This is a genomic window from Alicycliphilus denitrificans (assembly GCF_044792555.1).
Lineage (GTDB): Bacteria > Pseudomonadota > Gammaproteobacteria > Burkholderiales > Burkholderiaceae_C > Alicycliphilus > Alicycliphilus denitrificans_A.
In genome coordinates, this window is the sequence record NZ_CP126238.1 from 2,905,223 (window position 1) to 2,917,318 (window position 12,096).

Genomic DNA, 12,096 nt, shown 5'->3' on the forward strand with positions numbered 1-12,096 from the left:
AGGACATGCCATGAACCTCTCGGAAAACGCAGCGGATCGGGAATTCCGCGCGCAAGTGCGCCAGTTTCTGGCGCAGCATCTGCCCGACGACCTTCGCCAGAAGGTAATTAACTTCGTCTGGCTCAACAAAGCGGACTACGAATGTTGGCACAACCTGCTGGCCGACTACGGCTGGCAGGGCCCGGCCTGGTCCAGGGAATATGGCGGCCAGGGCTGGTCGGCCCTGCAGCGCAAGATCTTCGACGAGGAATGCCAGCTCGCCTGCGCGCCGCGCACCGTACCGCACCTGAACATGATCTGCCCGGTGCTCAATGCCTTTGGCACGCCGGCACAAAAGCAGCGCTTTCTGCCCGACATGTTCCGGCTCAAGACCTGGTGGTGCCAGGGCTATTCCGAGCCCGGCGCCGGCTCCGACCTGGCCGCGCTGCAGACCAGTGCGGTGCGCGAGGGCGATCACTACGTCATCAACGGTCACAAGATCTGGACCACCTGGGCGCATTGGAGCGACTGGATGTTCGCGCTGGTGCGCACCAACCGGGAGGTGAAGGCGCAGGAGGGCATTTCCTTCGTGCTGATCGACATGAAGAGCCCGGGCATCACGGTGCGGCCCATTATTTCCGCCGATGGCTGTCACGACCTGAACGAGGTCTTTCTCGACAACGTGAAGGTGCCGCTGGACAACCTGGTCGGAGAAGAAAACAAGGGCTGGACGATTGCCAAGTTCCTGCTTGGCTTCGAGCGCGCCGAAATGGCGGCGGTGGGCCTGTGCAAGCGGCTGCTGCAGTTCTGCCGCAAGGCCACGCAGAGCCATTACCTGGAGGGCCGCCCCCTGTGGGACGACGCCCTGATCCGCCACCGTCTGGCCGAGCTGGAGATGCGCGTCAAGGTGCATGAATGGACCACCCTGCGCGTGCTCGCCAGCGAGGAGGCAGGCACTACGGCCAGCGCCGCACCCTCGATGCTCAAGCTGGCCAGCAGCGAGCTGCAGCAGGACCTGACCCGACTGCTCAGGGACTGCACCGGGCCGCGCGGCACACAGTACCTGCGGGCGCTGCGCCAGGGCGAGGCCGTCGAGCTCGAAGACCTGCGCGCCTTTGACAACGCCCTGGTCGCCAACTACATCGACTGGCGCAAGGTCACCGTCTATGGCGGCACCACCGAAGTGCAGAAAACCATCACCGCCAAAACCTTTGCCTGAGCACAGCATGAACTTCGAACTCAATGACGAACAGCGCATGCTGGAAGAGGCCGTCAGCAAGCTGGTGGCCGGCAAGTTGCGCAGTGAGCCCCCCGTCTTCACGGTCAGCGATGCCACATGGCAGCAACGCTGGCAACAACTGGCCGAACTCGGCGTTGCCGGCCTGCTGGTCCACCCCGAGCATGGCGGCGCCGGCATGGGCGTGCTGGACGCCGTCGTGGTGGCGCGCGCACTGGGCCGGGGCAATGCACGGCAGCCCTTTGCCGTCTGCGCCGCCAGCGCCCTGTGGCTGCTGGACCAGGCCGCCGCGCCCGCCTTCAAGGCGCAATGGCTGGCCAAGGCCTGCGCGGGCGAGGTGCTCGTCACTCTGGCGGTGGACGACGACAACCACCGGCCCCAGCCCCCCGGCGTGCGCCTGGAAGGCGGGGCCCTGCATGGGCGCAAATCGGCTGTCGTGGCCGCAGGCCTGGCGCAATGGCTGATCGTTGCGGCGCAGGATGCGGCAGGCGCCACCCAACTGCTGGCGGTGCCTGCGGACCATCCGGCGGTGCGCATCGACAGCGTGCCGCAGCTCGATGGCCACAACTCCGCCGAAGTGCAGTTCAACGGCGTGCCGCTGGCCGAGGTGGAGCAACTGGGGGCCGGGGCCGATGCCGACGCCCTGCTGGCTCAGGCCCTGGACATCGGCCGCGTGGTGCTGTGCGCGGAAGCGCTGGGCCTGATGGAGTCGCTGTGGCGCCAGACGGTGGACTACCTGAAGGAGCGCCGCCAGTTCAAGCAGCCGCTGATCCAGCTCCAGGTATTGCAGCACCGGCTGGTGGACATGCTGATGGCCGTGGAATCGGCCCATTCCGCCACGCTGCTCGGGGCCGCCAGCCTGCATGAAGCCGCCGCCGAGCGCAGCCAGCAAGTGGCGCTGGCCAAGTGCCGCATCGGCCGCTATGCCGTGCAGGTGGCCGAACAGGCCACGCAATGCTTTGGCGGCATGGGCGTCACCGACGAGTTCGAGTCATCCCACTACACGCGCCGCCTGCACACCATCGACATGACCTGGGGCAATGCCGACGAGCAGTTGCGCCGCTACGCCGCGCGGATGTGAGCCCTGCCCGCAGCCTGCCAGAACCCACAACCGAAGGAAACATGATGCAGAAAATTCTGGAATCCATCGAGGCCGTGAAGGCCTTTGCCGGACAGCCGGGGGTGGAGAGCGATGTCATCACCATCACCCAGGACATGATCAATACCTTTGCCGAGGTCACGCACGACCCGCAATGGATCCATGTGGACCCCGAACGCGCCGCCAAGGAATCGCCGTTCGGCACCACCATCGCGCACGGCCTGCTGACCCTGTCGCTGCTGACGGGCTGGTACCACCAATGCTTTGCCTTTCCCAACCGCAAGCTGGGCCTGAACTACGGTTTTGACAAGGTGCGTTTCACCGGGCCCGTGCCCTGCGGTTCGCGGCTCAAGGGGCGCTTCGCCCTGGCCCGGGTCGAAGAGGTCAAGCCGCAGGAGCTGCGCTGCTACTGGGACGTGGAAGTGCGCATCGAAGGCCAGGACCGGCCGGTGCTGGTCGCCGAATGGATCATGCAGATCCGCTACTGAACAAGGCAAAAACCCAACGTTGAACGGAGTGACGACGATGACGATGCAAACCCCTCAGTTTTCCCTGCAGGACCGCACCGTGCTGGTCACGGGCGCGGCCCAAGGCATTGGCCGGGCGATCGTGGACCAGGTGCTGGCCACCGGCGGCAATGTGGTGGCGGTGGACCTGAACACCGGCAAGCTGCAGGCCCTGCTCGACGAAGTGGGCCCCAGCCGCCTGCTGCTGCAGGAAGGCAGCGTGGCCGACCCCGCCCTGGCCGAGCAGGCGGTGTCCGCCGGTGTGCGGCAGTTTGGCGGCGTGGAGGGCCTGGTGAACAACGCCGGCATCACCCGGCCCGCCATGATCGACAAGATGACGGCCAGCGAATGGCAGCAGGTGATCGACGTGCACCTTTCCGGCTCCTTCTACTTCCTGCAGGCCGTGGGGCGCCACCTCATCGCCCGCGCCAAGGCCGGCGAAGCGCATGGCGGCGCGATCGTCAACATCTCGTCGGACGCCGGGCGGCGCGGCACCATCGGCCAGATCAACTACAGCGCTGCCAAGGCCGGCGTGCTGGGCCTGACCATGAGCGCCGCGCGCGAATGGGGCCGCCACCAGATCCGCGTGAACACGGTGGGCTTCGGCGTGGTGGAAACACCGATGACCGAGACCATCCGTGGCGAAAAGTTTGCCGACACCTACAAGGCGCAGATTCCGCTGGGCCGCTGGGCGCAGGCCGACGAAGTGGCGCGGCCGGTGTGCTTTCTGCTATCGGGCGCGGCGTCCTACATCAATGGCCAGCATATTTCCGTCAATGGTGGCTACACCATCGGGATGTGAACGCTGGCGAAAACGACAAAACCATCAGGAGACCAACACCATGCGCATCCGATCCTCCCTCTCCCATGCACTGCTCAAACCCCTGGCTGCCGGCGTACTGCTGGCCTGTAGCCTGACCCAAGCCCAGGCCCAGGCCCAGGGCGGCAAGTACCCCGAAAAGCCCGTCAACATCGTCGTGTCCTTCGCCCCCGGCGGGGCCACGGACCTGATTGGCCGCATCATAGGCACCGAGCTGACGCAGCGCCTGGGGCAGAGCTTCGTCGTCACCAACAAGCCAGGCGCCGCCGGGCAACTGGGCACCGAGTTCGTGGCCGCACAGAAAGGTGATGGCTACACCCTGCTGATCAGCGCCACCGGCCATGTGATGGCCCCATCGCTGCAGCCCGGCAAAATCCGCTACGACCCTAACAAAAGCTTCGAGCCCATCGCACTGCTCATGACCATGCCCAACGTGCTGGTCACCAAAGGCGACGGGCCGTACAAGAACTTCCAGGACTTCCAGCCCTGGGCGCGTGCCCAAGCCTCGGTGCCCGCCGGATCAGCGGGCAGCGGCGGCTCCACCCACATCTCGGGGGAGGTGGCCAAGCAGATTACGGGCATCAAGTTCACGCATGTGGCCTACAAGGGCAACGGCCCGTCCCTGACCGATGTGATCGCGGGCCATATCCCCACGGCATTCGTTGACACCGTGAGCCTGGGCGACATGGTGAAGTCCGGCAAGCTCAGCGCCATCGCAGTCACCAGCAAGCAGCGCAGCAAGCTTTACCACCAAGTACCCACTTTTGAGGAACTGGGCTTCAAGGGCATGGACCTGAACAATTGGGTTGGCCTGTATGCCCCAGCCGGCACGCCCAAACCCATCGTCAATTTGCTCAACAAACACGTGGCAGAAATCCTCAACACCCCGAAGATCAAAGAACGCCTGGAAAGCCTGGGCGCCGACGTGCCCGGCAACATGAACGCCGCAGCATTCCAGGACTTTGTCGGCGCCGAGGTCGCCAAATGGAGCCAGGTGATCAAGCAGACAGGCGTGACGATCGAAGAGTTCTAGGTTCAACCAGCAACTCTGCGCAGCAGCACGGCGGCGCGCGCCTCGATCGCCAGGCCCTGGCCCACGGGGCCCAGGCGCTCGGCCGTCTTGGCCTTCACGTTCACCTGGCCGTCCTGCAGGCTTAAAGCGCCGGCGATGCGTGCGCGCATGGCCGGTATGTGGGCGGCCAGGCGCGGTGCCTGCGCCACCACGGTGCTGTCCACATTGCCGATCTCGTAGCCCGCCGCGCGCACGCGCTTGGCAGCCTCGGTGAGCAGCACGGCCGAGTCGGCGCCACGAAAGCGCGCATCGGTGTCGGGAAAATGGCTGCCGATGTCGCCCAGGGCCGCCGCGCCCAGCAGCGCGTCGGTGATGGCGTGCAGCAGCACGTCCGCATCCGAATGGCCCAGCAGGCCCATGCTGTGGGGAATGTCCACACCGCCGATGACCAGGCGCCGCCCGGGCACCAGCGCGTGCACATCCCAACCCTCGCCAATCCTGAAATCCATAACGGTTGCCTTCATGCTCAGCGCGGCGGCGTGCGCGAAAAAAAAGGGTTGATGGGGTCGCTCGCCGCGGCGCCGCGCTCGCCGCCGAAGCGCGCCACAGTGGCGCCGTGCATGCGCTGGGCGAGCACGGCCTCGGCCAGGGCGAAGTCGTCCGGATAGGTGACCTTGAAGTTCTGCGCGCTGCCCGGCACCAGCCGTGGGCGCAGGCCCATGGCCTCCATGGCGCTGGCCTCGTCGGTGGCCCCCGCGCCGACATATTCCAGCGCGCGGCACAGCGCGCCCAGGCGGAACATCTGCGGCGTCTGCGCCAGCCACTTGTCGCTGCGGTCCACGGTGGCGGCCACGCGCACGCCGCCCGGGCCATCGGTGGCGGTTTTCAGCGTGTCGGCCAGCTTGTGCGCCAGCAGGCCGCCCACGCCGTCGTGCTGGCAGGCGTCGATGAGCGCGTCGATCTGCGCCGTAGTCACCAGGCAGCGCGCGGCGTCATGCACCAGCACCCAGTCCTCATCCAGCGCGCCGCGCGCCTGCAAGGCCTTCAGGCCGCCCAGCACCGTGTCGGCCCGCGTGGGGCCGCCGCAGGGTACGGCAAAGTAGCCGGGGTGCGGATGGCTGTCGAAGAAGCCGTCGCCCGGCGCCACGGCCACCAGCGTGCCCGCCAGCCGCGCCACGCCGGCAAAGGCCGCCAGCGTGTGCAGCACCATGGGCTGGCCGGCGACCGCCTGGTACTGCTTGGGCAGGGCAGCGCGCGCACCCGGCTGCGCGCGCAGTGCCCGCGTGCCCGTGCCCGCGCAGGGCACCAGGGCCCAGAAGCGGCCGGGCACATGGCGGGCAGGGTTGTAGGCGGGCAGCAGATCGGTCATGGGTGGGCATTCTAGAATCGCCGCTTACCGCTCCGAGCCTGCCTGCGCGCACCGCGCAGCGATCCAGGCGCCACCACCCGCATGCAGCTGCCCAAACTCTCCCCCGGAAAACGCTTCACCCTGCCCCGTCCCGTGGGCAGCAGCGACGCCCTGCTGCTGGCCCGCCTGGGCGAACGCGAAAAGGCCGCCGGCCGCGTCACCGCCATCGTCACGGCCGACGCCGCCGACGCGCAGCGCCTCATCGACGAGATGGCGTTTTTTGCCCCCGAGCTGCGCTGCGCGCTGTTCCCGGACTGGGAGACGCTGCCCTATGACAGCTTCTCCCCGCACCAGGACCTGATCAGCGAGCGCCTGGCGACGCTGTGGCGCATCTCGCAGGGCGAGGCCGACGTGGTGCTGGTGCCCGCCACCACGGCGCTGTACCGCCTGGCGCCGCCCGCGTTCATGGCCGGCTACACCTTCCACTTCAAGGTCAAGCAAAAGCTCGACGAGGCCAGGCTGCGCGCCCAGCTCACGCTGGCGGGCTACCAGCATGTGTCGCAGGTGGTGGGCCACGGCGAATACGCAGTGCGCGGCGGGCTCATCGACCTGTTTCCGATGGGCTCGCTGCAGCCCTACCGTGTGGATCTGTTCGACGACGAGATCGACTCGATACGCACCTTCGACCCCGACAGCCAGCGCAGCCTCTACCCCGTGCCCGAGGTGCGCCTCTTGCCCGGGCGCGAGTTCCCCATGGACGAGGCGGCGCGCGCCAAGTTCCGCCAGCGTTGGCGCGAACTGCTGGAGGGCGACCCCACGAGGAGCCGCATCTACAAGGACATGGGCAACGGCGTGGCCACTGCCGGCATTGAGTATTACCTGCCACTGTTCTTCGACGACACGGCCACCGTGTTCGATTATCTGGGCGACGCGGCCACGGTGGTGCTGCACGGCGACCTGGAGGACGCCTTCCAGCGCTTCTGGCAGGACACGCGCGAGCGCTACCGCCTGATCCAGGGCGACCCGGACCACCCCACCCTGCCGCCCGAGGCACTGTTTCTGTCCGCCGACCAGTTCTACGGCCAGGCCAAGCCGCACGCCCAGCTGTCGCTGCGCCCGGGCGTGGAGGACGTGCAGGACAACGCCCAGTTCCAGAAGCTGCCCGACCTGTCCGTGGTGCGCGGCGCCGACGACCCGCTCGCCAGGCTGCAAAAACATATAGCAGACAGCGCTCATCGAGTCTTGCTATTGGCCGAATCCGATGGCAGACGCGAGAGCCTGCTGGACTTTCTTCGCGCCTCCGGCCTGAACCCACCGGCCTTCGATTCGCTGGCCGAATTCCAGGCCACGCCCGCCGAGCGCGTGGGCATCGCCACGGCGGCGCTGGCCACGGGCTTTGCCTGGGTGCAGGAAGGCCTGGACCTCGTCACCGAGACCGAGCTCTTCGCCGCCGGCACTACGACGCGTCGGCGCAAGAAGCAGGAGCAGGCCAGCGATGTCGAGGCCCTGATCAAGGACCTGTCCGAGCTCAAGGTGGGCGACCCCGTGGTGCACAGCCAGCACGGCATAGGCCGCTACCGTGGCCTCATCCACATGGACTTGGGAAGCAAGAACCCCGACGGCAGCCCGGCCCTGCAGGAGTTCCTGCACCTGGAATATGCCGACAAGGCCGTGCTTTACGTGCCCGTGAGCCAGCTGCAGCTGATCGGCCGCTACACCGGCGTATCGGCCGACGAGGCGCCGCTGCACAAGCTGGGCAGCGGCCAGTGGGAGAAGGCCAAGCGCAAGGCGGCCGAGCAGGTGCGCGACGCGGCGGCCGAGCTGCTCAACATCTACGCCCGGCGCGCCGCGCGCCAGGGCCACGCCTTCCGCTACGCGCCGCAGGACTACGAGCAGTTCGTCGCCGACTTCGGCTTCGAGGAAACCGCCGACCAGAACGCCGCGATCCACGCCGTGGTGCAGGACATGATCTCGCCCCGCCCCATGGACCGCCTGGTCTGCGGCGACGTGGGCTTCGGCAAGACCGAGGTCGCGCTGCGCGCCTGCTTCGTCGCGGTGACGGGGGGCAAGCAGGTGGCCTTCCTCGCGCCCACCACGCTGCTGGCCGAGCAGCATTACCGCACGCTCTGCGACCGCTTTGCCAAATGGCCGGTGAAGGTGGCCGAGGTCTCGCGCTTTCGCTCGGGCAAGGAGATCACGGCGGCCGTCAAGGGCATCGCCGACGGCACGGTGGACATCGTCGTCGGCACGCACAAGCTGCTCAGTGAATCGACCAAGTTCCACAACCTGGGCCTCTTGATCATCGACGAGGAGCACCGCTTCGGCGTGCGCCACAAGGAAGCCATGAAAGCCATGCGCGCCGAGGTGGACGTGCTCACGCTCACGGCCACGCCGATTCCGCGCACCATGGGCATGGCGCTGGAGGGCCTGCGCGACCTGTCGGTGATCGCCACCGCGCCGCAGCGCCGCCTGGCCATCAAGACCTTTGTGAGGAACGAGGGCCAGGGCGTGATCCGCGAGGCCGTGCTGCGCGAATTGAAGCGCGGCGGCCAGTGCTACTTCCTGCACAACGAGGTCGAGACCATAGAGAACCGCAAGCAGAAGCTGGAGGAAATCCTGCCCGAGGCGCGCATCGCCGTGGCCCACGGCCAGATGCCCGAGCGCGAGCTGGAGAAGGTCATGCGCGACTTCGTGGCCCAGCGCTACAACATCCTGCTGTGCTCGACCATCATCGAGACCGGCATCGACGTGCCCACGGCCAACACCATCCTCATCAGCCGCGCCGACAAGTTCGGCCTGGCCCAACTGCACCAGCTGCGCGGGCGCGTGGGCCGCAGCCACCACCAGGCCTATGCCTACCTGATGGTGCCGGACATGGACGGTTTAACGAAGCAGGCGCAGCAGCGCCTGGACGCCATCCAGCAGATGGAGGAACTGGGCAGCGGCTTCTACCTGGCCATGCACGACCTGGAGATACGCGGCGCCGGCGAGGTGCTGGGCGAGAGCCAGAGCGGCAACATGCTGGAGGTGGGCTTCCAGCTCTACAACGAGATGCTGGCCGAGGCCGTGCGCTGCCTCAAGGCCGGCAAGGAGCCCGACCTGCTCGCGCCCCTGTCCGCCGCCACCGACATCAACCTGCACGCCCCCGCCCTGCTGCCCGACGACTACTGCGGCGACGTGCACCTGCGCCTGTCGTTCTACAAGAAGCTGGCCACGGCCCGCACCAGCGAGCAGATCGACGCCCTGCTCGAAGAGATCGTGGACCGCTTCGGCAAGCTGCCCGCCCAGGCGCAGACGCTGATCGACGTGCACCGCCTGCGCGTGCTGTCCGCGCCCTACGGCGTGGTGAAGGTGGATGCCGCGCCCGGCGTGATCCACATCACCTTCAAGCCCCAGCCACCCATCGACCCGATGAACATCATCCACCTGATCCAGAAGAACAAGCACATCAAGCTCGCCGGCAACGAAAAGCTGCGCATAGAGCGCGCACTGCCCGAACCGGCGGCGCGCGCGCAGCTGGTGCGGGACGTGCTGCGCAGCCTGGGCCAGCCCCTGGCTGTGGCCACCGCAGCCTGAGATAGCTATGTTTTTGGAAGCTGCCATCGCTTTACTGTCAATGGCTACAGCCCTATTTATGCAACCATGGCGGTTATTGGCCAGCCAACGCCCCCTGGCGCATGAAACCCATGGCCGCGCCTCGCCGCTATGGACGCCGCTGCTCGCCTCCTTGGTCGTGCTGCCCTGGGCCTGGGCCCTGCCCACACTGCACCACATGCCGCTGCAGCTGCAGTGGTCGGGCGCCTGCCTGGTGCTGCTGACGCTGGGCTGGCCGCTGGCCGTACCGGTGCTGCTGGCCGTGGGCGCCATCGCCGCGCTGGTCTCGCCCGGCCTGTCCTGGGCCGACGCCCTGGGCCTGGCCGTCTGGCAGGGCGTGGTGCCGGCCACGCTGGCGCTGCTGCTGGGCTGGCTCATGCGGCGCCTGATCGCCGCACGCGCCTTCATGGGCGCGCGCATCTTCGTCTACGTGCTGGGGCGCGGCTTTCTGGGCACGGCGCTGTGCATCTTCCTGGCCGGCAGCCTGTCGCAATGGGCCGGCCATGTGCTGCCGGGCGTGGGCGAGCAGCTGTCCCTGGTGGCGCGCTGGCTCATGGCCTGGGGCGACGCCGTGGTCACCGGCATGCTGTGCGCGGTGTTCGTGGCCTTCAAGCCGCAGTGGCTGGCGACCTGGTCCGATCAGATCTACCTGTCCGGGCACTGAACGACAATGCCTCTTTTTCTGCTTTCTGTTCTGTTGTCTCCATGTCTTCCACCACCGAATTCGCCCCCGGCCTCATCCTGCAAGGCATCACCCCCCCGCTGGCATTGAAGAACTACAAGCTCATCGCCTTCGACATGGACTCCACGCTCATCAACATCGAGTGCGTGGACGAGATTGCCGACTTCGTCGGCTGCAAGGCCGAGGTGGCCGCCATCACCGAGGCCGCCATGCAGGGCGTGATCACCGACTTCAAGGACAGCCTGCGCCAACGTGTGGCGCTGCTCAAGGGCGTGACCATGGCCGACCTGGAACGCGTCTACGGCGAACGCCTGCGCATCAACCCCGGCGCCGCCGAGCTGGTGCGCGCCTGCCGGGCGGCGGGGCTCAAGACCCTGCTGGTCTCGGGGGGCTTTACCTTCTTTGCGCACCGCGTGCGCGAGCAGCTGGGCATCGACTTCGTGCGCGCCAATGTGCTGGAGCTGCGCTCCAGCACCAACTGCGGCGAGCTCACCGGCCGCATGCTGGATCAGGCCTGGGGCGACATCTGCGACGGGGCCGAGAAGCGCCGCACCATGCTGGAGGTCGCCTCGCTGCTGGGTATTGAGCCCGAGCAGTGCATCGCCATGGGCGACGGCGCCAACGACCTGCCCATGATGCATGCCGCCGGCCTGTCCGTGGCCTACCACGCCAAGCCCGCCGTGCGTGCCCAGGCCCAGGTGGCTATCAACCAGGGCGGGCTGGACCGCCTTTTGGAAGTGCTGAGGTAAACATAAAAAACCACTTCGTTATATCGATATGAATTTAATTACGTCGTAGTCCTGGGTACAAACCCGTAAACTACGCCGCACGCCGCGCCCACACCAACCCGGTCTGGGCGCTTTTTCATGGACCCACCCAAGGTTGCATTTGATGTTGAAACACACCCTCTCCGCCCTGGCGATCGCCGCCCTGGCCTTTTCCGCACAGGCTGCCGACGTGCTCAAGGTGGCGGCCACGGCCGTGCCGCACGCCGAGATCCTGAACTTCGTCAAGCCCCAGCTCAAGGCGCAAGGGCTGGACCTGCAGGTCAAGGAATTCAGCGACTACGTGCAGCCCAACATGGCCGTGGAGGACAAGCAGCTGGATGCCAACTTCTTCCAGCACCAGCCCTACCTGGACAGCTTCAACAAGGACCGCAAGACCAGCCTGGTGATCGTGCCGAACGGCAAGGTGCATGTGGAGCCCTTCGGCGCCTATTCCAGCAAGATCAAGAACGTCAAGGACCTGAAGGATGGCGCGACCATCGCCATCCCCAACGACCCCTCCAACGGCGGCCGCGCCCTGATCCTGCTGGCCAAGCAGGGCCTGATCGAGCTCAAGGATCCCAAGAGCCTGACGCCCACGCCGCTGGACGTGGTGAAGAATCCGAAGAAGCTCAAGTTCAAGGAGCTGGAGGCCCCGCTGCTGCCGCGCGCCCTGGCCGACGTGGATCTGGCCCTGATCAACACCAACTACGCCATCGAGGCCAAGCTCAACCCGACCAAGGATGCGCTGTTCATCGAGGGTGCGGACTCGCCCTACACCAACATCGTGGCCGCCCGCGCCGACCGTGCCAACGACGCCAACATCGCCAAGCTGATGAAGGCCCTGCACCAGCCCGAGGTGAAGAAGTTCATCCAGGACAAGTACAAGGGCGCCGTGGTGCCGGCATTCTGAGCAAACGCCTGGCCCCGCACAGAAGCGCTGCCCACGGGCAGCGCTTTTTTTTCGATCAAATACTATTATTTTTATAGCTTTTGGCGCTTTATTCAAGACGCAAGCGGGCTATTTCACTCACAAACCGGGGCTGCCGCCGCCC

Annotated in this window: 11 protein-coding genes; 9 read left to right on the forward strand and 2 right to left on the reverse strand. The window is 66.7% G+C overall.

Going from position 1 to position 12,096, the window contains the following annotated elements:
* The first annotated feature begins 10 nt into the window (after nucleotides 1-10).
* The 5 genes from P7644_RS13815 to P7644_RS13835 are packed head-to-tail and all read left to right on the forward strand — an operon-like array spanning nucleotide 11 to nucleotide 4,674.
* Nucleotides 11-1,198: an acyl-CoA dehydrogenase family protein gene (locus P7644_RS13815; protein ID WP_404299836.1), complete on the forward strand. Its 1,188-nt coding sequence runs from the start codon at nucleotides 11-13 to the stop codon at nucleotides 1,196-1,198.
* A gap of 7 nt (nucleotides 1,199-1,205) precedes the next feature.
* Entirely contained in the window at nucleotides 1,206-2,297 is a 1,092-nt protein-coding gene (locus P7644_RS13820) for an acyl-CoA dehydrogenase family protein (RefSeq protein WP_404299837.1), read from the forward strand.
* Nucleotides 2,298-2,341: 44 nt separating this feature from the next.
* Nucleotides 2,342-2,803: a MaoC family dehydratase gene (locus P7644_RS13825; protein WP_404299838.1), complete on the forward strand. Its 462-nt coding sequence runs from the start codon at nucleotides 2,342-2,344 to the stop codon at nucleotides 2,801-2,803.
* A 43-nt stretch (nucleotides 2,804-2,846) separates the two neighbouring features.
* Nucleotides 2,847-3,623: an SDR family NAD(P)-dependent oxidoreductase gene (locus P7644_RS13830; RefSeq protein WP_404303209.1), complete on the forward strand. Its 777-nt coding sequence runs from the start codon at nucleotides 2,847-2,849 to the stop codon at nucleotides 3,621-3,623.
* Nucleotides 3,624-3,663: 40 nt separating this feature from the next.
* Nucleotides 3,664-4,674, forward strand: coding sequence for a Bug family tripartite tricarboxylate transporter substrate binding protein (locus tag P7644_RS13835; RefSeq protein ID WP_404299839.1), 1,011 nt, complete (start codon nucleotides 3,664-3,666; stop codon nucleotides 4,672-4,674).
* Between the two features lie 2 nt (nucleotides 4,675-4,676).
* Here the strand turns inward: P7644_RS13835 and ispF are convergent, their stop codons facing one another.
* The gene (gene ispF, locus P7644_RS13840; RefSeq protein WP_404303210.1) at nucleotides 4,677-5,162 is read right to left on the reverse strand and encodes a 2-C-methyl-D-erythritol 2,4-cyclodiphosphate synthase; all 486 of its coding nucleotides are present in this window, start codon (nucleotides 5,160-5,162) and stop codon (nucleotides 4,677-4,679) included.
* Between the two features lie 17 nt (nucleotides 5,163-5,179).
* Nucleotides 5,180-6,022 carry a 2-C-methyl-D-erythritol 4-phosphate cytidylyltransferase gene (ispD, locus tag P7644_RS13845; protein ID WP_404299840.1) on the reverse strand — a complete coding sequence of 281 codons (843 nt, stop codon included), beginning with the start codon at nucleotides 6,020-6,022 and terminating at the stop codon, nucleotides 5,180-5,182.
* 81 nt (nucleotides 6,023-6,103) lie between these two features.
* Here ispD and mfd point away from each other — a divergent pair, with 81 nt between their 5' ends.
* The 4 genes from mfd (at nucleotide 6,104) to P7644_RS13865 (ending at nucleotide 11,954) form a co-directional block, all read left to right on the forward strand.
* Entirely contained in the window at nucleotides 6,104-9,577 is a 3,474-nt protein-coding gene (gene mfd, locus P7644_RS13850) for a transcription-repair coupling factor (RefSeq protein ID WP_404299841.1), read from the forward strand.
* 7 nt (nucleotides 9,578-9,584) lie between these two features.
* Nucleotides 9,585-10,259 carry a hypothetical protein gene (locus P7644_RS13855; RefSeq protein WP_404299842.1) on the forward strand — a complete coding sequence of 225 codons (675 nt, stop codon included), beginning with the start codon at nucleotides 9,585-9,587 and terminating at the stop codon, nucleotides 10,257-10,259.
* 41 nt (nucleotides 10,260-10,300) lie between these two features.
* A complete protein-coding gene (serB, locus tag P7644_RS13860) occupies nucleotides 10,301-11,026 on the forward strand; it encodes a phosphoserine phosphatase SerB (protein WP_404299843.1) in 726 nt (241 codons plus the stop codon).
* 142 nt (nucleotides 11,027-11,168) lie between these two features.
* Nucleotides 11,169-11,954 carry a MetQ/NlpA family ABC transporter substrate-binding protein gene (locus P7644_RS13865; protein ID WP_404299844.1) on the forward strand — a complete coding sequence of 262 codons (786 nt, stop codon included), beginning with the start codon at nucleotides 11,169-11,171 and terminating at the stop codon, nucleotides 11,952-11,954.
* Nucleotides 11,955-12,096 lie beyond the last annotated feature (142 nt).